Source organism: Thalassolituus sp. UBA2009, assembly GCF_002335285.1.
Classification (GTDB): domain Bacteria; phylum Pseudomonadota; class Gammaproteobacteria; order Pseudomonadales; family Oceanobacteraceae; genus Venatoribacter; species Venatoribacter alkanivorans.
Genome location: NZ_DDCJ01000077.1, coordinates 39,535 through 64,745 on the forward strand (window position 1 = coordinate 39,535; position 25,211 = coordinate 64,745).

Here is a 25,211-nt window from a genome sequence, read left to right on the forward strand (position 1 = left end):
AACAGGCAGCATAAAGCCTTGCAGAGAAGCATGTAAAAAATACAGGGGGGCATTTTTGCCCCGGTTTAAAAGTTCAGTAAACCGGGCGGGGAAAGCAGAAAACAGCGTTGATGCGAAGCATCAGATTGTGCGGATTAAGCTGCAATACAGGCCCGGTCAGAAGTTACGACAATCATCAAATATTCTCCTGACGGTTAAAAAAGGTGGTTCACTATATTACGTAATAAACAACGCAACAAGCCTGCGACATCGTTTACACTGAGTGCTTTGCCATCGTTATGGAGACATTTATGACACCCGACCAGCAAACCGCCATTGAAGCTGCCGTGCTGCGCCGCCTGCTTAAGCATCTGGACGAGCGTAAGGATGTACAGAATATCGACTTAATGAACCTCGCCGGTTTTTGCCGTAACTGTCTCGCCAAATGGACCGTCAGTGCTGCGGCTGAGCAGGGTGTCGGAATGGATTATGACGCCGCCCGGGAAAAAATTTATGGCATGCCTTACAGCGAGTGGAAAGAAAAGTACCAGCAGGAAGCGACAGCCGAACAATTAGCAGCCTTTAATGCCGGCCAGGAAAACAAGTCATAATGTTTCCCCTGTACCTTATCCTGTAACACTGCGGCGTAAAGATCAGGCAAAGACCCGCCATCTACCGAACCGCTGGCAATATGCTGTATCGAATACGCCTAATAAACCGTCCTTCAGGAAATAACCATGAAACTGAACACCGCTTCTGCCGCTTTACTGTTTTCTGTCTGTGCTTTATTCAGCGCTCAGCCTGCACTTGCCGGTGACGACCGCTATATCGATGTTACCGGTCAGGGCGAAGTGGCAGCTTACCCCGATTATCTGCAGCTTAATCTGACCGTCAGTGACACCCAACCGACTGCCAAAGCGGCCAAGGCCAAAGTAGATACGGCGATGAACAATGTACTCGCCATCAGCAAAAAGCTCGGTATTAAAAAAGAGGATATCGACGCCGCACACATCAGCAACCAGCCGGTATTTGAGTACGACTACAGCGCTGGCCGGAATAAGCGTGAATATAAAGGTGAACAGGTCAGCCGTAATGTCAGCCTGACGCTGCGTGATATGGAGCAATACGGTGTACTGGTACATGAGCTGCTGCAGAATTCGCTGGTAAAACTCCATAACACCGAACTGCGCTTTAACGACCGCGCCGCTCTGGAACAGCAGGCGATGACGCTGGCACTGACCAACGCCCGCAATAAAGCCAGCAGCATGGCCAAAGCTCTGGATAATAAACTGGGTAAAGTCCTGCACATCGAAGAACAGGGTGGCGGTGGCCAGCCAATGTTTGAAATGCGCGCTATGAGTATGGCTAAATCGGATTCAGCGCCTGCTCCAATGCTGATCCAGAAGCAAAGCATTAACGCCAGTGCCGGCGTACGCTTTGAACTGAAATAATTATTTACAAGGGATACCAATGAGCGCACAAGCTGCAGCCCCGCAGATTACTCCGGGAATTTACCGTCATTACAAAGGTAACGATTATCAGGTGCTGGGACTGGTGCGCCACAGTGAAAATGAAGAGTGGCTGGTGCTGTACAAAACGCTGTATGGCGATTTTTCCAGCTGGGTGCGGCCGTATGCGATGTTTGTTGAAAACATAGAGCACAACGGCGTACTCCAGCCTCGTTTTCAGCTGATCAGCCCGGAGGCCTGCTGATGACACCCGCGATTAATTGCGCCAAAAAAGCCGGTATTACTTTTAACGTGCATGAATATCAGCACGACCCGGCGGCGGAATCCTACGGCGAAGAAGCCGCCGAAGCGCTGGGGCTTGATCCTTCACTGGTATTCAAAACCCTGCTGGTCAGCTTAACCGGCCATAAAAGTACACTGGCCGTCGCGGTGCTGCCGGTAACCCATATGCTCAGCCTGAAAGCCATTGCCAAAGCACTGGGCGCCAAAAAAGCCGAAATGGCCGACCCTAAACTGGCCGAACGCACCACCGGCTATATTGTCGGTGGCATCAGCCCTATCGGTCAGAAGAAAGCCCTGCCAACAGTGATCGACAGCAGCGCAGAAGCCTTAACAGCGCTCAACGTCAGCGCCGGTCGTCGTGGTCTGGAAATTGAACTGGCTCCGGAAGATCTGGCAAAGCTCACGCGCGCAGTCTTCGCTCCTATAACCAGCGAATAGCCGCTGCCAGCGACTAATAACCAGCCACTGACGACCTCCCCTCAACATATCGCCAGCGCACATCAGGTGCTGGCGGTGATCCCTCCCGGCCAGCAGGGCCACTGCCACTGTTATTCTGTCGACTGCAACACAGCTTTGCACGTTTATGGCAGAACTTTTGTCGCGGGCCGCTGGACGTGAGCGGCAAGGCTGTGCAGAATTCCTCCCCTTGCGGCCAACAGGCCGGATAGCACCAGACTAAAGCACCCTGACCACCAACCACAGATCAGCCAATCACAGACCAGCCAGCATGAACGAGCCGAACCACTCCGTTTTACATCCAGTCACAGCCCTGCGCTCAGTCATCGCCTTAAGCCTGACCGCACTGTTGGCTGCCTGCAGTCCTGTCGCTTATAAGCCGGTACTGAACGATGGTGTGGAACAGCAGAATGGTTATCTGGATAAAGAAATTGCTCCTGGCGTCTATGTGATTGAAGTGCGCCAGATCGGGGGTTATCAGTTTATTCTGAATTACGACGACACCATCACGACGTTTAAACAACACTGGCGCCGCCGCGCGACCGAACTCTGCAGCGCAGGCTATGTTGGCGAGCCCGAAGTGCTGTTGCCCGCAGAGGCGCGCCTCGAAGAGTTTCATTGCAACCTGCGCTACTGCCAGGATTACCCCATCGTCTCTGGCGTAGCTTACTGCCACCAGCGCTACTCTCTGTAATCTGTTCCGGCCCTGACCTGCCCGGCCTCTGATCCGCCCTGACGCCATTCCACGTCTATACTTCGGACACTCAGGCGGGAGAGGGACCCATGCGCCATTCCATTATTCATTTTTTGATCGCAGCTCTGAGCTATGCCATTGCCGCCCGCTTTGGTCTGGCACTGGCAATTCCGCCAGGCTTTGCCTCTGCCGTCTGGCCGGCGGCCGGCATTGCTCTGGCAGCAGTAACAGCCCTGCGCCTTTGGCCTGCATTGCTGGGAATTGGCTGCGGTTCATTTCTGATTAATCTGGCAATCATCAGTGGTGATTACCACAACCTGACAGCCACAGCCCTTATTGCACCGTTATGCATTGCCAGTGGTGCAATGTCACAGGCGGCTGGCGGTTATCTGTTACAGAATCGTTTTATTGGTAAAGCCCGACTGCTGGAATCGCCCCGCACCATTCTGTTATTTACCCTGATCATCGCACTCGGTGGCTGCCTGATTGCCAGCACTATTGGTGTAACAACGCTGCTCTTTAATGGCATCATTACTGCCGACCAGTATTTTTTCACCTGGTTAACCTGGTGGATTGGCGACGCCATCGGTGTATTGCTGTTTACCCCGCTGCTGCTCAATATTTTTTATTACCGTAAGCAGCTGACACGCAGTCGCCTGTTGCAAAGTACGGTGCCAACCACAGTGATTTTTCTTCTGGTATGGGGAATTTTTTATATTTCGATTGGGCACCGGCACTATGAAAATCAGCAAATTATTTCCGGAAAATCAGACAACATCGCCCGCGAGCTTGATGCTCTCCTGACCACCGCGGAGCATAAGCTCGTTGCTTATGCAGCCCTGTTCAATGCATCTGAACATGTCTCTTTCACTGAATTCAACGCTTTTTCTAAAGTCATTCTGGATGATGACCCGGTGTTCTATGGTGTCGGCTGGACACCCGTTGTGGCACAGACAGAGCGCCAGGAGCTGGTTAACGACATGCGTCAGCAAGGATACCCTGATTTTGAACTGACTGAGTTCAAAGCCGATGGATCATTAGCAAAAGCTGCAGACCGTGATGAGTATTATCCTGTGTATTACCTCTATCCACTGGAGCAAAACCGCCGGGCATTTGGCCTTAATCTCGCTGCGAATCCGGAGCGGCGGGAAGCTTTGATGAACGCCCGCAAGCTGCGCCATCCTGTTGCTACAGCCCCTATTGTTCTGGCGCAGGAATCAGGAGAGAAAAAAGCCACCATTATTTACATGCCGATATTCGATACAACAGCAGCGTTGCGCGATAGCAAAAAAGAGAATTATTCTGAATTTATTGGTTTTGCCAGCGGAGTACTGAAGATTCACGGGCTGCTGGAAAACATCTGGCAGGAAGCCCTGCGACTTGGCTTATCGATTCAGATAACCGACGTCACTGACAAAAAAAGACCACAGGAACTTTTTACCGCCAATACTGAACCATTGCCAGGTTATCAGGAGAAGAGTTACCTCAATTATTTTTCCGGACGTACTTACCACATACAGATATATGCCAACAAAGACTACGTTATCGATGATAAAGACTGGACCAGCTGGGTTATTTTAACCGGCGGTTTCTTGCTGGCTGCTATTATGCAAATGTTTATTCTGGTCGTTACGGGATCGCTGGAATACATCAGAGATCAGGTACGGATAAAAACCGAAGATCTGACCATCGCCATGCAAAAGGCCAACGCCGCTAACAAAGCAAAGTCACAATTTCTGGCCAACATGAGCCATGAATTCCGCACACCGTTAAATGCCATCATTGGCTTTACTCAGTTATGTCTGAAAACCCTGTTAAACGATAAACAGAAAGACTATCTGACAAAGGTACAGTTGTCTTCTCAAACATTATTGGCTCTGATTAATCAATCCCTGGATTATGCCAAGATAGAATCCGGAAGAATGGAGCTGGATAACGCCAGATTTTCACTGGAAAATATCCTGAAAAAAATCGGTGCACTGTTTTTATTGCCAACCAGAGATAAAAACCTGGAATTCAGTATCATTCTGGAAACAGACATTCCGGCCTTTTTTATGGGAGACGCCCTGCGGGTTGAACAGATATTAATAAACTTACTCAGTAACGCATTCAAATTTACATCCGCAGGCAATATCTGTTTACGCCTGAATTACGATGACAGGAAGCAGTACCTGCATGCCAGGGTCAGTGATACCGGCATAGGCATCAGCGCCAATCAGATAAAGTTTTTATTTGAGGCTTTCCGCCAGGCTGACGCATCAACCAGCCGCCGTTTTGGCGGTACCGGCTTAGGACTGAGCATCAGCAAAGAACTCGCTGTACAGATGGGTGGGGATATCACCATCAGCAGTCAGGAAGGTGTTGGCAGCGAATTTCATCTGTGGTTGCAATTACCGCCGGCACAACCCGAAGGGGCGCTGCTCAGTAGCGGAATTTTTCCATGTACAGAAAGCAATAACTCCGAACCAGCCGGCCCGGCAGATGTTCCGGCTGAATCTTCCCGGAATTTGCCTCTGCAAGGTAAGCATATCCTGCTGGCAGAAGATGCTCTGATGAATCAGTTACTGGCGCAGGAGCTGCTTGAAAGCTTTGGTGCCCGGGTAACCATTGCCAACCATGGCCAGGAAGCACTGGACCTTCTGCAGCAGGAACTGAACCCTGATCTGATTCTGATGGATATTCAGATGCCGGTTATGGATGGACTGCAAACCAGCCGCACCATCCGTCAGCAGCCACAGTATTCCCATATTCCTATCATCGCGATGACCGCCAATGCCATGGAAAACGATGTGACTGACTGTCTGGACGCCGGTATGCAGGCCCATATTGCCAAACCGATTGATGCTGAAAAACTGCAGGCGTTATTACTCTACCACCTGCATCTTCACTGATTACTCAGCGGGATGCCGGACGTTCCGCAGAACCAAACAACTGTTGTAACCAGCGGCGCCAGACAGGTTGCGCTGAACCCGGTTGAGTCTGTTTATCCTCGCTGTCACTGCCGCTGCGAACCTGCAGCTGATGGAAAAACTGCACCAACAGATCAAGATCATCCTGACTTAATTCAAACGGATTGAAGTAGTCGTAGCCACGGGAGCGCAGGAAAGTGCGTACACTTTTTTCAGCCGGAATATATTTCATCGACCAGTTGCGGAATAAGCGCGTTTCAATAGTGCTACGGCTGAGAATAACCTGATTATGATGGCGACTGTCTTCACAGATACGCTGATACAAAGCATCAACAGCATCAGCCTCCCCTTCCAGGCACTGCAGAAAAAAGCCATCGCCAAGGTACAGAACGCCTCCGATCTCGCGCCGCGCGTTATTACTGCGCGATTGCGTCAGAATCCGCCCCAGACGGGGATCAATCCGGTCGTTACCAACAGAGAAGGATGCGTGGCTGGCATATACAAGTCGGATCAACATACAACTGTCCCACAAAAAAATGTCAGACTATTTTCTTCATCCCTCCCAATCGGCACCAATAACAATTACCGATACAGGCTATAGGCGAAATTAATCACCCGGAAAAGGAGCCTCACCCGACCTAATCCGTTCGCTGCTAAGCCGGCAGCTGTTCATTAACAGCCTCCTGCAAGGCCATCACCAGAGTATCAATCTGTTCGCGCGAAATGGTTAAGGGCGGCGAGATTGCCAGGGTTGCCACGCTGGGCAAAGGCCGCACAATCACGCCCCGTTCGCGTACGGCATTACTGACCTTAAGCGGCCATTTTTCACCGGCATCCGGCAATATTTTCTGCGCTTTATCGGCCACCAGCTGCACCCCGGCGAGTAAACCGCGACCGCGGATTTCACCGACATAGGGGTTGCTGTCTAACACCGCATGTAAACGCTGATGCAGGTAAGCACCGTTTTCCCGCGCTTTCTCCACCAGCCCTTCGCGCTCCAGCAACTCAATATTCGCCAATGCTACCGCCGCACCGACCGGATGACCGGAATAGGTATAGCCGTGGGAAAAGGCGCCGAGTTGATCGGAACCCTGTTTCAGCACCTGCCAGATATCATTGGTAATAAAGGCCGCCGACATCGGAAAATAGCCACTGGTCAGACCTTTGGCCGTGGCCATCATATCCGGCTCAAGACCCAGCTGGGGTGAACCAAACCAGCTGCCCAGCCGGCCATAACCGCACACCACTTCGTCGGCGACCAGTAAAATATCGTGCTCAGCCAGCAGCGCTTTAAGCTTTTGGTAATAACCGGCAGGCGGCTCGATAATGCCACCGGCGGCATGAATGGGCTCGGCAAAAAAGGCAGCGATATTCTCAGCCCCGGTGGTGTTGATTAACTGCCGTACTTCGTCGATTAAACGCTCACAGAATTGCACTTCGTCTTCACCGGGCAAAGCGCGGGTGTAAAAATGCGGACACTCGACCCGCAGCACAAAATCCAGCGGCAGCGGAAATTCTTTATGGAAACCACCCAGCCCGGTCAGGCTGGCGGTGCTGACCGAGGTACCGTGATACGCCTGCTGACGGGCGATGACTTTAATTTTTTTATGCTGGCCGCGCAGCGCATGATAATGCCAGGCGATTTTAATCAGCGTGTCGTTGGCATCGCTGCCACCACTGCCAAAAAATACTTTACCCAGGCCGGCCGGCGCGATACTCAGCAGTTTTTCCGCCAGTTGCACCTGCCAGGGGTTCGAGGCATTGCTGAAGGTGTGGTAATAGCTGAGTTTTTCTGCGGCCTCTTTCATCGCCTGCGCCAGCTCGGCACGGCCATAGCCGGCGTTCACACACCAGAGTCCGCCTACCGCATCCAGATATCGCCGCCCCTGCGCGTCTTCAATCATGCAGCCATCGGCGGCGCAGATCATCTGCGGGCCATTGCTGAGCAATGCGCTGATGGATGATGCCGGGTGCAGGATGACGTCCGCATCCTCAGCGATCAGCTTTTTCAGGTCAGAATCATCCATAAGACACTCCTTTTATTTTCAAAGCGCATAAAAACAGACAAACCGGTCAGGCTGTATTTTCAGTGTAATCCGCTTCTGAGAAAGTAAACGGATTGCGGTAATGGTCATTGCCGATGCGTTAATGCTATACCTGTCACAGGACGAATGAAGGAGGCGTATATGCCCCTCACAGGCAATGCTGAGCGGCAGGCGCTGCTGGCCGTACTGGAAGCCCGCACCGGCAGTATGATTGATACTCTGCGGGCGTTATGTGAAATCAACTCCGGCAGCCGCCATCTGAGCGGCATCCGCCAGGTTCAGGCTGGCCTGCATCAGCTGTTTGCCCCGCTATCCGATACGGTGGAATACCGTGAGCTGGCGCCCCTCAGCCAGGTCGCCGACAACGGCAGCCTGCTCGAATCCCCCTGTGCACCAATGCAGATCTTCCGCGCCCGCCCCGACGCCGCGTTGCAGATTCTGTTTACCGGCCACAGCGATACCGTCTTTCCGGCCAACAGCGCGTTTAACCAATGCGAAATCCACGCTAACCGCCTGCACGGCCCCGGTACCGCCGATATGAAAGGCGGACTGGTCATGCTGGCCGAAGCCCTGCGCTGGCTGCAGCAGTCGCCATTAAAAGATCACTTTGGTTTTACCCTCGCCATCTCCCCCGACGAAGAAATCGGCTCACCCTCTTCTGCGCCGGTATTGGCCGAACTGGCCGCGCAGGCCCATGTCGGTATGACCTACGAACCGGCGCTGGAAGACGGTACCCTGGCCGGAGCGCGCAAAGGCAGCGGCAACTTTACCCTCAGCGCCCGTGGCCACAGCACCCATGCCGGACGCGATTTCTTTTCCGGCCGCAATGCCGTACTGGCCATTGCCGATGCCGCACAACAACTGGCACAGCTCAGCGATCAGCAACAGGGCATCACCGTCAACATTGGCCAGATCAGCGGTGGCGGCGCGGTGAATGTGGTACCGGATCAGTGCATCTGCCGGTTTAATGTCCGCATGAACGAAACTGCGCAAATGGCCGTGCTTGAACAACAGATGCAGCAGATCGTGCAAAAAGTGCAGGCCAGCAGTGGCTGCGAGCTGACCCTGCACGGCCACTTTAACCGCCCGCCCAAGCCGATGAACGAACGCCAGCAGGCGCTGTTCAGCCTGCTGCATGAATGCGGTGCTGAGCTCGGGCTGGATATCCGCTGGGTCGCCACCGGCGGTTGCTGCGAAGGCAATAATCTCGCCGCCGCCGGTCTCGCTAATATTGATACCCTCGGGGTGCGCGGTGCCAATATTCATACCGAACAGGAATACGCCTGCACCGACAGTTTTGCCGAACGCGCGGCGCTGACGGTGGTCTTTATCGAAAAGCTGATTCAAACAAACAAGGAGAACCCCGCCTTATGCTGATTGTCCGGCCGGCCATCGCCGCTGATGTACACGACCTGCTGGAACTGGCAGAAAAAGCCGGTGAAGGTATGACCTCACTGCCGCAGGACGAAGGCGCCCTGCTCGACCGGATTCAGCTGTCCTGTGACAGCTTCGAACGTCAGGACAAACACCGCGACGACTTCTTTTTTCTGGTGATGGAAGACAGCCGCCACAACAAGGTGGTCGGCACCGCCGGCGTACACGCCATGACCGGTGCGCGTCAGGCGTTCTATGCCTACCGTCTGATGAGCCTGACCCACCATTCCCACTCGCTGAATAAGCAAGTCCGCAGCCAGCTGCTACACCTGACCAACGACTACACCGACTGCTCCGAAGTCGGCGCACTGTTTCTTGACCCCGCCTACCGTGGCAACGGCCACTGGCTGGCACGCTCGCGTTATCTGCTGATGGGGCTGTTTGCCGGACGCTTCGCCGAGTCGGTTATCGCCGAGCTGCGCGGCTGGACCGACGAACAGGGCAACAGCCCGTTCTGGGATGCCATTGGCCGCCACTTTTTTCAGATGGAATTCGATGAGGCCGACACCCTGTGCGGCATCGGCTCCAATCAGTTTATTACCGAGCTGATGCCCAAATACCCGATCTATACCAGCCTGCTGCCGGAAGCGGCCCAGGCCGTTATCGGCAAGCCCGCCGACGCCGGCCGGCGCGCCAAACAGCTGCTGGAGCTGGAAGGTTTCAGCTACGACCGGGTGGTGGATATCTTCGACGCCGGGCCATTAATGCGCGCCGAGCTGAGCAATATCCGCAGCGTGCGCGCTATCCGCCAGCTGAGCAGCGCACTCTGCGCCGACACCAGCGACGATGAAGACGCCGATGACAGCCAGTCGCTGATCATCGCCAACCCCAGCTGGCAGCAGTTCCGCGTGATCTGTACCGAAGCGCAACTGATAGCACAAAACGGCCAGCAGCGGCTGGCACTGAGTGCCAGCGCTCTGGGTCATCTCGGCGTACAACCCGGCCAGCCACTGGCCTTTATCCCGGAACAGCTGGGGGCATGATGAGCCTGTTAATCAATGGCCAGTGGATTGCGGGCGAAGGCCCGGAGTTTGAATCCTTAAACCCGGTCGACGCTACACCGGTCTGGCGTAAGGCCAGCGCCAGCACCGCTCAGGTTGCGGCCGCCGTTGCCGCCGCCCGCGCCGCCCAACCGGCCTGGGCTGCTCTGGGGTTTGAGTCGCGCCTGCAGACACTGCAGGCCTTTGCCGCACAGCTACAACAACAGCAGGAGGCTTTGGCTGGCACCATCAGCCTCGAAACCGGCAAACCGCACTGGGAAGCCCTGACCGAAGTCAGCGCCATGATCAACAAGGTTGATATCAGCATCCGCGCCTGTCAGCAGCGCACCGGCAACAACCAGCCCGGTCTGCAGCATCATGCCCACGGCGTCATGGCCGTATTCGGCCCTTATAATTTTCCTGGCCACCTGCCCAATGGCCATATTGTTCCGGCGCTGCTGGCGGGCAACACCCTGGTCTTTAAACCCAGCGAAGAGACGCCGTTATGCGCCGAAAAAACCGCAGAACTGTGGCAGGCCGCCGGTCTCCTGGCCGGCGTACTGAATCTGCTGCAGGGCGGGCGTGAAGTTGGCGAAGCTCTGGCGCAGCAGCCGATTGATGGCCTGCTGTTTACCGGTTCCTCCAATACCGGGCGCCTGCTGCACCAGCAGTTTGGCGGCCGTCCGGAAGTGCTTTTGGCGCTGGAGATGGGTGGCAACAATCCGTTAATTGTCGATGGCAACGTGCATGCGCAACACGCCGCCGAGCTGATTGTGCGCAGCGCTTTTATCAGCGCCGGACAACGCTGCACCTGCGCCCGGCGCCTGATTCTGACGGGGACAGAAGTACAAACTGACGCCATCGTACAGGCACTGCTGGCACTCTGTACGCGGCTGATTCTGCAACCAAAGGGCGATGAGCAGGCGTTTTACGGGCCGCTAATCAGCGCCCGCGCGCAGCAGCAATTGCTGGCCGCGCAACAACAGTTAATCAGCCTCGGCGGAAAAGCATTACTGAGTATGAGCGCCATTGGCAGCGCCGGTTTTTTACTGTCGCCTGGGCTGATCGATATGACCGGCGCGCAGCCCGCGCCGGATGAAGAATGGTTCGGCCCGCTGCTGCAGCTGTACCGCACGACCCGCTTTGACGACGCTATCAGACTGGCCAACAACAGCCGCTTTGGTCTGGCCGCTGGTTTAATCAGCGATGATCCACAACAGCAGCAGCAGTTCCGCGCGCAGATCCGCGCCGGGGTTATCAGCATCAACGCACCGACCGCCGGAGCCTCCAGCGCGCTACCGTTCGGCGGTATCGGTGCCAGTGGCAACCACCGCCCCAGCGCCTTCTATGCCGCCGATTACTGCGCCTGGCCACAGGCCATCAGCACAGGTCCGTTAACCCACGATTACGTTTCCCCTTCAGGTACAGGTTTCCGTCCATGAACACCCAAACTGCCCAGACTGCCCAGGAACAACAGGCTCAACAGACCGTGCAGGAAGTTAACTTTGACGGGCTGATCGGCCCGACTCACCATTACGGCGGTCTTGCCAGCGGTAATCTGGCCTCCAGCCGCAATGCCCTGAGCCGCTCCAGTCCGAAACAGGCGGCGTTGCAGGGGCTGGAGAAAATGCGCACGCTGCTGAACATGGGTTATCCACAGGGCTTTATGCCACCGCAGATGCGCCCCGACCTGAGCGTGCTGCGCCGCCTTGGCTTCAGCGGCAGCGATCACCAGCTGCTGAACCGCGCTGCGAAAGAAGCTCCGGCGCTGTTGTCGATGGTGTACTCCGCCTCCTCCATGTGGGCTGCCAATGCCGCTACCGTCACACCATCCGCCGACAGCAACGACGGCCGGGTGCACTTTACCCCGGCCAACCTGCTCACCACCGCCCACCGCGCCATCGAACATGAACAAACCTTCGTTACTTTAAATGCCATGTTCCCTGATAAAGAACGCTTTGCCGTGCATCCGGCGTTACCGGCGATTCACCGCTTTGCCGACGAAGGTGCGGCCAACCACACCCGCCTGAGTGCCGATTATCAGAGCCCCGGGGTGGGCTTATTTGTTTATGGCCGCGATACCAATACCGATCTCGCCGCGCTGACGTTTCCGGCACGACAAAGCCGTGAAGCCTGCGAAGCCATCGCCCGCCAGCACGGATTGCGCCATGCCGTTTTTTTACAGCAGAGCCGTCATGCGATTAATGCTGGTGCGTTTCATAACGATGTAGTGGCTGTGGGGAATGGGCCACTGCTGTTTTTTCATGAGCAGGCTTACGAAGACAAAGCGCGCGACCGCGCCTTCAGTGAATTAAATCAGTGGCTGCCACTGCAAAGCCTGTGCGTACCGGCCAGCAAAGTCAGCCTCAGTGACGCCATCAGCAGTTATTTATTTAACAGCCAGCTGCTGGCCGCCATTAACACTGACGGCAGCGCCGATATGAACAACATGTGTTTAATTGCCCCTTCAGAATGCGCCGATAATCAGGCCGTAAAAACCTATCTGAATGAACTGCTGACCGATCACAGCCAGCCTATCCGTCAGGTGCAGTTTGTTGATGTGCGCCAGAGCATGAGCAACGGTGGTGGCCCGGCCTGCTTACGTTTGCGGGTGATATTAATAGCCCGCGAACGGGCGGCGGTAAATCCGGCCTTTATGCTCAGCGACGAAAAAATCAATAGCTTACAGGATTGGGTAAAACGCCATTACCGCGACGAATTAGTGCCTGCGGATCTGGCCGACCCGGCCCTGTTTGATGAATCACAGAATGCTCTGGATGAGCTGACGCAGATGCTCGGACTGGGAAGTTTTTATGGTTTTCAGCAAGCATAAAAAACGCTGAAAATAACTGGCGCGGCAATGAATATGCCGCGCAGATTTAAACGTTTATTTGCCTGTTAACAGCTTAGGCTCAAGCAAACGCTCCAGCTCTTCCCGGCTTAAATCGGTATGTTCCAGTGCCACATCAATCACCGGGCGGTTTTCTTTATACGCCTGCTTGGCGATTTCGGCGGCTTTTAAATAACCGATTACCGGATTTAATGCGGTTACCAGAATCGGATTGCGTGCCAGCGCTTTATTCAGATTATCTTCATTTACCTTAAAACCGCTGATGGCATTATCAGCCAGTAAACGGCTGACGTTAGCCAGCAGGCTCAGACTTTCACACAGATTACGCGCCACCAGCGGCAGCATGACATTTAACTCAAAATTACCGGACTGACCGGCAATGGTAATCGCGCTGTCGTTACCGATCACCTGCGCACAGACCATAGCCACCGCTTCCGGAATTACCGGATTTACTTTGCCTGGCATAATAGACGAGCCGGGTTGCAGTGCCGGTAATTCAATTTCTCCCAATCCGGCTAACGGCCCGGAATTCATCCAGCGTAAATCATTGGCGATTTTCATTAATGAAACCGCACAGGTTTTTAACTGGCCCGACAAGGCCACAGCAATATCCTGAGTAGCAATATGAGTAAAGGGATTGTCTGCCGGGGTAAAAATCGTACCGGTTAATACCGACAATTCGGCACAGAATGCACCGGCAAACTGTGCATGGGCATTCACCCCGGTACCGATGGCGGTACCGCCCTGTGCCAGTGACTGAATCGCCGGTTGCTGCATTTTTAAGGCGTGAATATTCTGAGCAACCTGTGTAGCCCAGCTGTTCAGACTCTGATCCATACGCAACGGCATGGCATCCATTAAATGGGTGCGACCGGTTTTAACAATATGCGCAAGGCTCACGGCTTTGCGTTCGATACTTTGCTGAAGATGCTCCAGCGCCGGTAATAATTGCTGCTGCAACAATAAAGCGGCACTGATATGAATCGCCGAGGGAATGCTGTCGTTACTGCTCTGTCCGGCATTAACGTGATCGTTCGGACTGACCGTTTTCTGCAGAGTGCGTGCAGCCAGCGTGGCCAGCACTTCGTTGGCATTCATATTGGAGCTGGTGCCGGAACCGGTCTGAAATACGTCCAGCGGAAAGTGCTGCATCATGTCAGGACTCTGCAGCAGCGACTGCACCGCCTGTTCAATGGCGACGGCGATATCCTGATCCAGTTCGCCCAGCTTACTGTTGGCGCGCGCAGCGGCGGCTTTTACCAGTAACAGTGCACGGATAAATGGCTCGGGCAGAGTCTGACCACTGACCGGAAAATTATTGATCGCCCGCTGGGTCTGGGCACCGTAGAGAGCATCAGCCGGTACCTGTAACTCGCCCATGCTGTCGCGTTCGCTGCGGAAGTCACTCATGCTGTATTCCTCTGTCATTAATACGGTCTGTATCCTTTGACCATAAAGAAGCAGAGCCTGTTCGGCCAATACTGATTGGTTATCAGCCCGATAAGAATAACGCTGAGCTGTGTTGCCATACCCACAGAACAATCAGCCCCACAGAACGATCAGGGCCGCAACACATCCTGCTGCCAGTGCTCCGCAGCAAAATCAATAAAGGCACGGATAACCGGCTGCTGATAACTGCGCGATAAATACACCGCCCACAACGCATGTTGCGGCAGCGGATAGTCTTCCAGCAACGGTTCTAATGCCCCGCTGACCAGCAACGGATTACCGAGATCACAGGGCAGCCGGGCAATGCCCATACCCTTGCAGGCTGCACGCACCAGCACGCCCATATCATTGGCGAACAGGCTGCCGTTCACCTCTTGCTCCAGCAGCTGACCGTTATGCAGAAACTGCCAGCGCTGCTGCACCAGATGAATCAGACAGTTGTGGCTGGCCAGATCCGCCGGTGTTACCGGCTTGCCGTAACGGGCCAGATAGTCCGGGCTGGCACAGAGCATGGAATCCACCGCCATCAGCCGCCGGGCAATCAGGCTGTCATCCGGCTGCACGGTATAACGCAGGGCAATATCGACCCGCTCGTCCACCAGTTGGGCATTTTTATCCGACAGCAACAGGTGAAAACGCACCTGCGGATGCTGGGCGCTGAAGCGTTCGATCAGATCAAGCAGCAGGTTCTGACCCAGACCAATCGGGCTGGCGATACGGATATCGCCCACCAGCTCGGCCGTATGCAGGCGCGCGCGGCTCTCCAGTTCGGCGGCTTCGCTGAGAATGCGCTCGCAGTAACGCAAGGCTTCTTCGCCGGCACCGGTCAGACTGACCCTGCGCGTGGTGCGGTGCAGCAGGCGCAGTTGCAGCCAGTCTTCCAGCTCCTGTACATCGCGGCTGACACGCAGCCGGCTCTGGCCAAGCTGCTCAGCCGCTGCGGTAAAACTGCCGCAGGCGGCGACTTCAACAAAACTGCGCATGGCATTGAGTTTATCCACAGCCGCCCCTTATTTGATCAGTATCAGATACAAACACGATCATAGACGAATATTTATCGCCGCACACCGAACCAATAGACTGGTCGCATTCAAACACAGATAACCACTTTCAAACACAAGAGGACAGATTATGAAACTTGCCATTATTGGTGCGACCGGCTGGATTGGTTCAACTCTGGTAGCAGAGGCACAAAGCCGCGGCCACGACGTCATCGCCATTGCCCGTGACAGCAGCAACATTGCGGCGACGGGTGTGGAAAAACGCAGCCTCGACCTGACAGCCGGCGACAGCGCCAGCATCGCTGCGGCAGTTGCCGGTGCCGATCTGGTCATCGCCAGCATTGGCGGCCGTGCCGCCGGTAACCATGAGATTGTTGCGGCGTCAGCTCAGCGTCTGCTCAATGAATTACCGGCAGCCGGGGTTAATCGTCTGCTCTGGGTCGGCGGTGCCGGCAGTCTGGAAGTTGCGCCTGGCGTCACTCTGTTATCGCTGCCGGAATTCCCACAAGCGTATAAAGATGAAGCTACAGCTCAGGGTGAAGCGCTGGCGGTATTCCGCAACAGCCACAGCGCCGTGAACTGGACCTTTATCAGTCCGGCGGCAGAAATTTTCCCCGGTGAGCGCAGCGGCAACTACCGCACCGGCGGTGACAGTCTGGTCAGCGATGCTGAAGGTAACAGCCGTATTTCAGTACAGGATTATGCCGTAGCAATGATTGATGAAGCCGAAAATAATGCTCATCCAAAACAGCGGATTGGTGTTGCTTACTGAGAGTAGTAACCACAATAAAAGGAGGCTTGGCCTCCTTTTATTTTTCCATTAATTACCTGCGGTTTGTCTGAAAAATCTGTAAAAAACATCCCATAACCAGCTTTAATTTTCACTTATTTTCGCTGGCCTTTATCAACAACTTTGCGTAACCACAGGTTGTGCCCGGTAACCTCCGGTAACAGCCGCGATAAAAAAACAGGAAACTTGTTACGCCTTTGTAGCCGCACTGCCGATTGTCATAAAACCTTCATATTTCCCGCCTAAAAGCTGCATCCGTAACCTCTATTCTTTCCTCAGACTTTCTGAACTCTTTTAAATACGGGTACCTACATGCGAATCCGCCACCGTTTGATTCTGATGGCTGCACTGCCGGCTTTGCTGGCCAGTATTATGTTTTTTTACGTCTGGATGCAGATGCCAGTGGTGGTGAATAACGCCACCCGTTTATTTGAACAACGTATGCAGCCGGTCTGGCTGTTAAGTGGTATCAGCCGCGCTTATGCCGCTAATGTGGTGGACGTTGCTCATCAGAGCCGGGCACAGATGCTGTTATGGGATGACGCAGGCCAGCGGCTGCAGCAGGCACGTGAGCAGATCGAAAACAACTGGCAGCAATATCTGGCCAGCGGCCTGACCAATACCGAACAGGAAGCCATCAGCCAGCAAGCCGGTGCTTACGACAAAGCACTGGCGGTGATTACCCGGCTGCAGCAGTTTGTTGCCGAGCGCGAGTCGTACAGCATGGGCGGTTATATCGATATGGATATGTACCCACAGCTGGCGCCCATGCTGCAGCTGACCGATCAACTGATCAGCCTGCAAAGCGGGCTGGCCGCAGCAGGACAGCAACAGGCGCTGAGCGACACCCGCGCCACCATCCGCACCATTGCGCTGATGGCAGTGGTAACCATCAGCGCCATGCTGGCACTGGGCTGGTTTGGTTACCGCCGCATTCTTAATCCGTTACGGACCATCCGTAACCATGTGATTGGTATCGAACAGAGTAAAGACCTGAGCCGCCGCACCGGCATTAACAGCCAGGACGAGCTGGGCGAACTGGCCGCAGCCTTCGATAAAATGCTGAGCACTATGGCATCAACCCTGGGCGGTATGCACAGCAACGGTCAGCACCTCAGCCGTGCTGCCGGAACCCTGCTGCAGCTGGCGCAGGAAACCGGCGAGGTTGCACAACAGCAGACACGGGAAGCCGCCATCAATGGTCAGCAGATCGCACGGGTGGCGGCAGCGGCAGCAGAAGTACGCAATGTCGCGCAAAGCGCGGAACAGGCCACGCTGGAAGCCGCGTCCAGAGTTGATGAAGGCAGCAATACGGTACAGCAGCTGGTCAGCACTATTGGCCGCTCCAGCGAACAGATACGGCAGGCCGCTGATAACGCCGAGTCCCTGCGTCGTCATTCGGAAAATATCGGCAGCGTGCTGGATGTGATCAACAGCATTGCTGAGCAGACCAATCTGCTGGCGCTGAACGCCGCGATTGAGGCGGCCCGTGCCGGTGAACAGGGGCGTGGTTTTGCCGTGGTCGCCGATGAAGTACGCACGCTGGCCAGCCGCACCTCGGCCTCTACCCGCGAGATTCAGCAACTGGTAGACGACCTGCAACAGGGCGCTAACAACACGGCCAGCGGGCTGAATGCCGTAAACCGTCTGAGTGAAGATATGGTGAATCATGCGCAGCATGCCGGGACAGCCCTGAATGCTATTCAGCAATCGGTCGAGGCCATGCGCCACACCAGCGAGAGTGTATCGCGCCTCAGCGGTGAACAGTTGGAGTTAAGTCAGAGTATTCAGAGCCGCGGTACAGAGGTGACAGAGCAGTCGCGCCGTACCGAAGAAAAAGCCAGCGAGACGAAGCTGCTCAGCCATGAACTGGCTGGCCTGGCAGAACAACAGCGACAGGCACTGTTAGTGTTTAATGTGGACTGATTCTAATCTTAATTTCGTATTGCTACGACAAAATGGGTCAGATAGTCTGACAAGTCCACTCTTTGGCAAAGGCGCTGTTCAGCCCGGCTGGCAGCGCCTTTGTTCCGTTTTTTCTGCGTCTCCTGCCTCTTTCCTGTTTTGTTACTAAAAGCTGCTGCGTTAATCAGCCGCCGGCAACCAGTTATCTTCCGGTTTAAAGGTGTCCTGCATAATGTCCGGATGTTCCTGCTGCAGTTTGAGGGCCATTTCTTCAATTTTGCGGATTTTTTCCCGCGCAAAGGCGACTTCTTCTTCACTGATACCGCCAGCCTCAGCCTGATCAATATACTGCTGAATCAGGGCGGTTTTCTGTTTGCTGGCCTCAACAAAGGCGCGGAACATACGTTTTTCCTGACGCTGCTCGTAAGCCAGGTACTGCTCTTCATCGGCCAGCTCTTCGGCCGTCGGCATTTCCCGCGGGCGCGAAGGTGACAGTTTCGGCGCACGCGGATCACCGTTAATACGCGCAGCCTGCATGCTGGCAATGGCATCACTGTTCAGCCGTGGCAGCCAGGCATCCAGCTCGCTGTTATCCAGATCATGGATGGCGTTGTCTGCATTTTTTGCACTGGCAGAATCCGGCGCAGCCGGTGCTTGCAGTGGTGGCACAACGGTTGGTGTGTAAGCTGGCTCCTCTGTCTGCGGCGAAGCACTGTTCTCACCCACCAGTACATCCACCAGTACATCCACCTGACGCAGCCACAATAAAGCCGCAATCAGACCAGCACCTGTTCCCAGCAGCAATAGGGTTATGATTTTGGCCTTCATCGGTGGTTTCAGCTCTGTGGTTGCAGACGACGATTAAGGTGAATATCGGCATCGTTGCGCAATTTCTTCTGCAGCGCCTGCAGCTCCCGCTGTAAGGCTGCCCGCGCCAGTTCGTGCGAAAGCTCATACCGCACGCCTTCATCACTCAGCGGTAAATAGCCATCCACCCTCTCATCCACCCAGAGAATTTCGTACACAACATCGCCTTCGTTCTGCGGACTGCGGAATGCAGGTGACACTTGCCCGGCAGGTTGCACAAAGGCCACTGAGTGCAGCCAGGTGCGGTCTTTTTCACCGCGTTTAAGCCAGCCCAGCTCGCCGCCTTTATCTTTATCAGCGGCAATGGAATAGCGCTTTACTGCATCAGCAAAAGATAAACCGCCGCGGATTTCGGCGACGATGGCATCTGCCTGCGCCTGATCAGCGACGCGGATATGCCGCACTTTGGCACGCTCGACCACGCGAAAATCGTCTTTATGTTCGTTATAACCAGCCTGTAATTCAGCGTCGGTAATTCTGGCCGCACGTGCACGCAGGGCCGGATTATCATCATGAATATCCATATTAATACCCATGCTGGCCAGTAAGCGCTGACGCTGTTCCTGATTCAGAATCACCTGTTGCAGCGCCTGCCAGTCTGCCTCACTGAGCTGCTTTTTCGCCCAGTTCAGAACATACAGACCACCGACATATAACCGTGTCTGCTGCTGTAAATAATCGAGATTACCACTCTGCAGCGCCAGACGGCCCTGCACATTCTGACGCTGATAAATATCCAGCAGACTGACTTTGCCACCTTCCGCCAGTTCCGTATTCAGCACGGCAAAATCTGCAGCTGCGGTTTTCTGTTCCGGGGTCAGATCAATGGTCAGCCCTGGCTGTAATTTAATCAGCGCATTCAGGCGTTCCACATTCAGTTCAGGATTCCACTGCACCAGACTGGAAAAATTTTTCCCCGGCAAGGCGTTCACACTGGCGACAATCTGCTCATTGAAATAGCCACGCAATAAAGCAACCAAACGGTTATGACGCTCAACTGCAGCAGCAAAAGCCACGCGGTTTTCCGGATTCAGCTGCCCGGCTGTCAGATGCGTGCGGGCGTATTCCGCCATTAAGGCATCATCGAGTAACTGTTGCAGAATGGTTTGCAGGGTCAGGGTTTTACCGCTGGCCTGCGCGGCTTTCTGCTGTTTATGCAGAAAAATATCCAGCAGGGTACGGCTCAGGGTCAGATCTCCGACACGGGCAATCTGCTCTTCATTTTCCAGACTGTACTGAATGCCTGCCGAGGCCTGAGCAGGCAACAGAAAAGACAGCATAACGGCAAAGAATACGGCGTATTTTTTCATGGCTTCGTTATCGATCCGGTGGCGGTGTTAACTGGAATAATGACCGGTATGAATGACAAAGTCTTTTTCCGGGCAAAAAAAAGCAGGATGATCCTCACGCAAATCATCCTGCAAACACCTGAAACAAAATTTCAGAGTGGGGCCTTCACAACGACTGCTCTGACAATCCATGCCTGAGCAGCCTTTGTGACCTTGGACAGCAACACCCTGATCAGGCGTCGCTGCCGCTATCCTTTAAAAACGATTCGCAGCGTGGTTCAGTACATGCACGGTCATGGCGATGGCATGTGGAATCACAACCTTGGCAACCTGAGTGCGGTCTGCCGAAGAGGTGCTGCTCAGTACAATACCGCCCTGGCTGTAAGAGATCGCACCACCCTGAGTCAGCAGAGGACGAATATCTTTCTGATTAGCCGGAACCGGAGTGAAATCATTCAGGGCTGAAGTCACCAGCGCATCGTTATTCAGATCCAGTGCGGTGTAGTTGTCTTCTACCCAGCCTTCCCAACCGGAGTGGTTCAGGTCAGAGGTCGTCCAGGTGTGGTGCGGCTGCAGCAGATCAGTTGTGTGCAGGGTAAAGCCCAGCATCTGTGCCGTTGGGTTTTTCCAGAATTCGTTGTACCAGTGCTGGCCGAGGTTATCGATCGGCTGGAACGGGATTTTTTCGAAGTCGGCATACATGCCTTTATTGGAACTGCTGCCCTGACGGTAGTTGGCTTCGGTAATACCGTAGCTGTTGTATTCAGAATCTTCAGAGCAGGACCAGAAGAAGCACCAGCCGGTCATGCCGCCTTTGCCGTCATCCAGGTGATCGCCCACCAGCCAGGTAGCGGCCAGATTATCCACAGCACCCCAGACGGTCAGCAGATCGTAGTTATAACCACCCAGGTCATTACCATGGGCATCGCCACCGCGGGTGTGGTTCTGGAAGTGCCAGTAAGAGGTGTATTTCACGATAGAGGCACCTGCGCCCCATACCGGAGCTTCAACACAATCACCGGTTACCGCACCACAGATAAAGGTGTCAGCAAAATCATCCACATCGTAGGCACCCTGCCCCAGAACTTCAGCAAACTGTTCCATGCTGTAACCGGCAGCCTGTGCTGCGGCAGCCAGCTTGTTGTATTCGGTGGTATCCGGATGCGCCGCCATGTAACTGATAGCATCTTTAACAATGCGTTTATGGGTCGGCTGGGTAAATGCTTCAGCATTCATTGCGCCGATGGTCAGGGCTGCGCTGACAGAGAGGGCCAGAGTGTGTTTCATAGTGGATTCGCCTGTGTGTTTTTGGTCTTACTAAACTCGCACAGCATTGTGAATACCGCGTTGCGCTGCGGTGACGACTCTGAGTCAGAACAATGAATAACGAGTGTGTTTTTATTTTTTTAAAACCGTCACGACGACCGTGATGCAGCTAAGACTAATAACTGAGAATGGTCGCCGACAATACGCCGGCAGGCACTTGGCCTGAATAAGCACAGATTAATTTTAAACTGTCCCAAACGGTGAATACGGCGACTTTTTTGGACCATCACTAATAATTAAAATATTAACTAGAGCGATATTATGATGATTGGTCTGACCTTATTTAAAGGCAAAAAAAACCGGATAATCACAGGACTACCCGGCTTGCGGAAATAATTAACACCTCAGAAACGGTTAGCTGCGTGATTCAGAATATGCACTGTCATCGCAATCGCATGCGGGATAACAATTTCTGCAATTTGCTCACGGTCAGCATCAGCTGTACTGCTCAGCACAATACCACCCTGACCATAAGAAACAGCTCCACCCTGAGTGAGTAAGGCACGAATATCATGCTGCCCGGCAGCAACCGGTGTGAAGCTGTTCAGCGCAGCACTGACAAGTGCATCATTATTCAGTTGCAGAGCACTGTAATTATCTTCCACCCAGGTTTCCCAGCCGGCATGATTCAGGCTGGAGGTTGTCCAGGTATGATGTGGCTGCAGCAGATCGGTGGTGTGCAGTACAAAGCCCAGCGTCTGCACCGTTGGCTGATTCCAGAATTCGTTGTACCAGTGCTGACCCAGATTATCGATCGGCTGGAATGGCATGGTTTCGAAATCTTCATACATGCTTTTGCTGGAGCTGCTGCCCTGACGGTAATTCGCTTCGGTTACACCATAGGTGTTGTATTCAGAATCTTCGTTACAGCTCCACCAGTAGCACCAGCCGGTCATGCCACCCGGACCATCATCCAGATGATCGCCTTTCAGCCAGGTTGCGGCCATATTGTCGACATCGCCCCATACGGTCAGCAGATCGTAGTTATAGCCACCCAGATCATTGCCATGGGCATCTGCACCACGGGTGTGGTTCTGAAAGTGCCAGTAGGAGGTGTACTTGGCGATGGATGAACCCGCCCCCCAGACCGGCGCCTCAACACAGTCACCACTCACGGCGCCACAGATAAACGTATCGGCAAAGTCATCGACATCGTAGGCGCCCTGACCCAGCACTTCCGCAAACTGCTCCATGGTGTAGCCCGCAGCCTGAGCCGCCGCCGCCAGCTTATTGTATTCCGTAGTATCCGCATGGGCTGCCATATAGCTGACGGCGTCCTGCACAATGCGCTTATGGGTTGGCTGGGAGAAGGCCGCAGCATTCAGCGACGAACCCAACAGAGCCACCCCCAGAGTGGTCAGTAAAACCGGTTTCATGATTCTTCCTCATTTATGATGATTATTGTTAAGCCGCTCAGGCATATCTGTCTCCTGACTCAGGATGAGCGCAGCAGATGACAAACAGGCTTCGCCTGAACAGCGGCCGAACCATAAACAAGCAATTTCCTACCAAGCAATATACCAAGTAGTTTTTGGCACAAATGGAGACAGTTTTTTTGTACTTTTGTCTTAATCGGTGCTCAGTTTTTCCTGATTTACCACTTTTAAAACGGTCGTACAGATTCCTCCAAGCCCACCAACAAATAACCGTTACCGATATAGAATGACAAGTGAATCAATATCCGGCGATGGAATTTCTATAGCTTCCTCATGCTGATAATATTCCCGGTACGATGTGCCTGTTGCTTTACCGCCCCGAATTCACAGCCCCAAAGACAGAACGCCAGCCAATTACCTGCAGGATGCCACTATGAAATTACCCCTGAGTTTTATCTTTCTGACCGCGCTGAGCTCATTCAGCAGTGCCTTTGAGGTTGGCCGCAATGAATGGACCAACGCCATGACCACGGCACTGCCCAATGCGTTTTGCCAGCCGCAACAGTTTTTCCGTCAGTGTTTTGATATCAGCGAAGCGCAGTGTATGGAAACGGCGACACAAACCACCCGTCAGTGTCTGCAGCAGTTTTCAGCGCAGTTCCCACAGGTATTTCAGCAACCGGCCGACGGCTCTTACTGGGGAACACAGGTTGGCCAGTGTGCTGGTGAGGCCTATCAGACAACACTGAGCAAGCAGTTTAAAAATACCGCTAAATGCAATGACGTTAACCAGTGGATGTGATCTGGACTACGAATGTAAATATTCAGCCTAGCAAAGCGCTAGTCGGGAACGACGCTTAACGCGCTGCCGCGCGGCCCGAAGGGTGGCCGCCACGGACGGCGGACATAAAAAAACCCGCTTGCGCGGGTTTTTTATTAAGCCGGTAACTAAACGCGTTAAGCGCTTAGTTTACCTTGGCATTCAGCTCGCCACTGGCGTAACGCTGGAACATGTTGTCCAGAGAGATCGGTTTGATCTTGGAGGCATTACCGGCAGTACCGAAAGCTTCGTAACGGGCGATACAGATATCGCGCATTGCGGTTACGGTCTGAGCGAAGAATTTACGCGGATCGAACTCACTCGGATGCTCAGCCATCATGCGACGCATCGCACCGGTAGAGGCCAGACGCAGGTCGGTATCGATGTTTACTTTACGCACACCGTACTTGATGCCTTCGACGATTTCTTCAACCGGCACACCGTAGGTTTCTTTAATGTCGCCACCGTACTGATTGATGATCGCCAGCCACTCCTGCGGTACAGAAGAAGAACCGTGCATAACCAGGTGAGTGTTCGGAATACGCTTGTGGATTTCCTTGATGCGGTCAATCGCCAGGATATCCCCTGTTGGTGGCTTGGTGAATTTGTACGCGCCGTGGCTGGTGCCGATGGCAATGGCCAGAGCATCGACCTGGGTACGCTTCACAAAGTCAGCGGCTTCTTCCGGATCGGTCAGCATCTGGCTGTGATCCAGTACGCCTTCAGCACCGATGCCGTCTTCTTCACCGGCCATACCGGTTTCCAGAGAACCCAGACAACCCAGTTCGCCTTCTACCGATACACCACAGGCGTGCGCCATATCGACGGTGCGTTTGGTCACGTCAACGTTGTATTCGTAAGAAGTCGGGGTTTTACCGTCTTCACCCAGAGAACCGTCCATCATCACTGAGCTGAAGCCCAGCTGGATAGAACGCTGACACACGTCCGGCGAGGTACCGTGATCCTGATGCATACACACAGGAATATGCGGAAACTCTTCAATCGCGGCCAGAATCAGGTGACGCAGGAAAGGAGCGCCTGCGTACTTGCGGGCACCGGCAGACGCCTGAACAATCACCGGAGAGTCGGTCTTGTCGGCGGCTTCCATAATGGCGCGCATCTGTTCCAGGTTGTTCACATTAAATGCCGGTACGCCGTAGCCGAATTCGGCGGCGTGATCCAGCATCTGACGCATGCTGATTAATGCCATGTCAAAATACCTTAACTGTGGAAATTGGCTGGCCGCTATTCTAACGGCTTATGTTATGGATAGAAACGGCTATTGGCTG

At 54.1% G+C, this 25,211-nt stretch carries 22 protein-coding genes; 13 read left to right on the plus strand and 9 right to left on the minus strand.

What is annotated here, in order from left to right; all coding sequences use genetic code 11:
• The first annotated feature begins 290 nt into the window (after positions 1 to 290).
• The 6 genes from B3P58_RS09625 (at position 291) to B3P58_RS09650 (ending at position 5,771) form a co-directional block, all read left to right on the plus strand.
• Entirely contained in the window at positions 291 to 590 is a 300-nt protein-coding gene (locus tag B3P58_RS09625) for a DUF1244 domain-containing protein (protein WP_286717196.1), read from the plus strand.
• Between the two features lie 126 nt (positions 591 to 716).
• Positions 717 to 1,430 carry an SIMPL domain-containing protein gene (locus B3P58_RS09630; RefSeq protein WP_286717198.1) on the plus strand — a complete coding sequence of 238 codons (714 nt, stop codon included), beginning with the start codon at positions 717 to 719 and terminating at the stop codon, positions 1,428 to 1,430.
• 19 nt (positions 1,431 to 1,449) lie between these two features.
• Positions 1,450 to 1,692: a DUF1653 domain-containing protein gene (locus B3P58_RS09635; RefSeq protein WP_145469919.1), complete on the plus strand. Its 243-nt coding sequence runs from the start codon at positions 1,450 to 1,452 to the stop codon at positions 1,690 to 1,692.
• Positions 1,692 to 2,168 carry a Cys-tRNA(Pro) deacylase gene (ybaK, locus tag B3P58_RS09640; RefSeq protein WP_225692083.1) on the plus strand — a complete coding sequence of 159 codons (477 nt, stop codon included), beginning with the start codon at positions 1,692 to 1,694 and terminating at the stop codon, positions 2,166 to 2,168. The genes B3P58_RS09635 and ybaK overlap by 1 nt, the downstream gene beginning before the upstream one ends.
• A gap of 289 nt (positions 2,169 to 2,457) precedes the next feature.
• Positions 2,458 to 2,880 (plus strand): hypothetical protein, encoded by a 423-nt coding sequence (locus B3P58_RS09645; RefSeq protein WP_145469921.1) that lies wholly within the window; start codon positions 2,458 to 2,460, stop codon positions 2,878 to 2,880.
• A gap of 89 nt (positions 2,881 to 2,969) precedes the next feature.
• Positions 2,970 to 5,771: a CHASE domain-containing protein gene (locus B3P58_RS09650; RefSeq protein WP_286717201.1), complete on the plus strand. Its 2,802-nt coding sequence runs from the start codon at positions 2,970 to 2,972 to the stop codon at positions 5,769 to 5,771.
• A 4-nt stretch (positions 5,772 to 5,775) separates the two neighbouring features.
• Here B3P58_RS09650 and B3P58_RS09655 read toward each other — a convergent pair whose 3' ends face one another.
• Together B3P58_RS09655 and B3P58_RS09660 are read right to left on the minus strand one after the other, a co-directional pair.
• The gene (locus B3P58_RS09655) at positions 5,776 to 6,306 is read right to left on the minus strand and encodes a BLUF domain-containing protein (protein ID WP_286717203.1); all 531 of its coding nucleotides are present in this window, start codon (positions 6,304 to 6,306) and stop codon (positions 5,776 to 5,778) included.
• A 136-nt stretch (positions 6,307 to 6,442) separates the two neighbouring features.
• The gene (locus B3P58_RS09660; protein WP_286717205.1) at positions 6,443 to 7,816 is read right to left on the minus strand and encodes an aspartate aminotransferase family protein; all 1,374 of its coding nucleotides are present in this window, start codon (positions 7,814 to 7,816) and stop codon (positions 6,443 to 6,445) included.
• A 159-nt stretch (positions 7,817 to 7,975) separates the two neighbouring features.
• On the opposite strand from B3P58_RS09660, the gene B3P58_RS09665 reads away from it, so the two are divergent.
• Genes B3P58_RS09665 through astB form a run of 4 tightly spaced genes read left to right on the plus strand, consistent with a single transcriptional unit; the run spans position 7,976 to position 13,081 of the window.
• Complete coding sequence (locus B3P58_RS09665) at positions 7,976 to 9,211, plus strand: hydrolase (RefSeq protein ID WP_286717207.1); 1,236 nt, start codon at positions 7,976 to 7,978, stop codon at positions 9,209 to 9,211.
• Positions 9,205 to 10,251 (plus strand): arginine N-succinyltransferase, encoded by a 1,047-nt coding sequence (locus B3P58_RS09670; protein ID WP_260998404.1) that lies wholly within the window; start codon positions 9,205 to 9,207, stop codon positions 10,249 to 10,251. Before B3P58_RS09665 ends, B3P58_RS09670 begins: the two co-directional genes overlap by 7 nt.
• Positions 10,248 to 11,690 carry a succinylglutamate-semialdehyde dehydrogenase gene (gene astD / locus B3P58_RS09675; protein ID WP_286717209.1) on the plus strand — a complete coding sequence of 481 codons (1,443 nt, stop codon included), beginning with the start codon at positions 10,248 to 10,250 and terminating at the stop codon, positions 11,688 to 11,690. Before B3P58_RS09670 ends, astD begins: the two co-directional genes overlap by 4 nt.
• A complete protein-coding gene (astB, locus tag B3P58_RS09680; RefSeq protein ID WP_286717210.1) occupies positions 11,687 to 13,081 on the plus strand; it encodes an N-succinylarginine dihydrolase in 1,395 nt (464 codons plus the stop codon). The genes astD and astB overlap by 4 nt, the downstream gene beginning before the upstream one ends.
• A gap of 54 nt (positions 13,082 to 13,135) precedes the next feature.
• On the opposite strand, the gene B3P58_RS09685 is transcribed toward astB, so the two are convergent.
• Positions 13,136 to 14,509 carry a class II fumarate hydratase gene (locus tag B3P58_RS09685; protein ID WP_286717211.1) on the minus strand — a complete coding sequence of 458 codons (1,374 nt, stop codon included), beginning with the start codon at positions 14,507 to 14,509 and terminating at the stop codon, positions 13,136 to 13,138.
• 149 nt (positions 14,510 to 14,658) lie between these two features.
• A complete protein-coding gene (locus B3P58_RS09690) occupies positions 14,659 to 15,549 on the minus strand; it encodes a LysR family transcriptional regulator (RefSeq protein WP_145469929.1) in 891 nt (296 codons plus the stop codon).
• Between the two features lie 130 nt (positions 15,550 to 15,679).
• Here B3P58_RS09690 and B3P58_RS09695 point away from each other — a divergent pair, with 130 nt between their 5' ends.
• Both B3P58_RS09695 and B3P58_RS09700 read left to right on the plus strand, forming a co-directional pair.
• A complete protein-coding gene (locus B3P58_RS09695; protein WP_286717213.1) occupies positions 15,680 to 16,321 on the plus strand; it encodes an NAD(P)-dependent oxidoreductase in 642 nt (213 codons plus the stop codon).
• Between the two features lie 330 nt (positions 16,322 to 16,651).
• Positions 16,652 to 18,265 carry a methyl-accepting chemotaxis protein gene (locus B3P58_RS09700; protein ID WP_286717214.1) on the plus strand — a complete coding sequence of 538 codons (1,614 nt, stop codon included), beginning with the start codon at positions 16,652 to 16,654 and terminating at the stop codon, positions 18,263 to 18,265.
• A 159-nt stretch (positions 18,266 to 18,424) separates the two neighbouring features.
• On the opposite strand, the gene B3P58_RS09705 is transcribed toward B3P58_RS09700, so the two are convergent.
• The 4 genes from B3P58_RS09705 to B3P58_RS09720 all read right to left on the minus strand — a co-directional run bounded on the left by B3P58_RS09705 (position 18,425) and on the right by B3P58_RS09720 (position 23,102).
• The gene (locus B3P58_RS09705) at positions 18,425 to 19,072 is read right to left on the minus strand and encodes a hypothetical protein (protein ID WP_286717215.1); all 648 of its coding nucleotides are present in this window, start codon (positions 19,070 to 19,072) and stop codon (positions 18,425 to 18,427) included.
• An 8-nt stretch (positions 19,073 to 19,080) separates the two neighbouring features.
• Entirely contained in the window at positions 19,081 to 20,421 is a 1,341-nt protein-coding gene (locus B3P58_RS09710; RefSeq protein ID WP_286717217.1) for a peptidylprolyl isomerase, read from the minus strand.
• 234 nt (positions 20,422 to 20,655) lie between these two features.
• Positions 20,656 to 21,687, minus strand: a complete 1,032-nt coding sequence (locus B3P58_RS09715; RefSeq protein WP_225692068.1) for a phospholipase — start codon at positions 21,685 to 21,687, stop codon at positions 20,656 to 20,658.
• Between the two features lie 383 nt (positions 21,688 to 22,070).
• Complete coding sequence (locus tag B3P58_RS09720) at positions 22,071 to 23,102, minus strand: phospholipase (RefSeq protein ID WP_286717218.1); 1,032 nt, start codon at positions 23,100 to 23,102, stop codon at positions 22,071 to 22,073.
• A gap of 433 nt (positions 23,103 to 23,535) precedes the next feature.
• Here B3P58_RS09720 and B3P58_RS09725 point away from each other — a divergent pair, with 433 nt between their 5' ends.
• Positions 23,536 to 23,904 carry a hypothetical protein gene (locus B3P58_RS09725; protein ID WP_225692067.1) on the plus strand — a complete coding sequence of 123 codons (369 nt, stop codon included), beginning with the start codon at positions 23,536 to 23,538 and terminating at the stop codon, positions 23,902 to 23,904.
• A gap of 163 nt (positions 23,905 to 24,067) precedes the next feature.
• Here B3P58_RS09725 and fba read toward each other — a convergent pair whose 3' ends face one another.
• On the minus strand, positions 24,068 to 25,132 hold the full coding sequence (gene fba, locus B3P58_RS09730) for a class II fructose-bisphosphate aldolase (protein ID WP_145469937.1): 1,065 nt from the start codon (positions 25,130 to 25,132) through the stop codon (positions 24,068 to 24,070).
• Between the last annotated feature and the right edge of the window lie 79 nt (positions 25,133 to 25,211).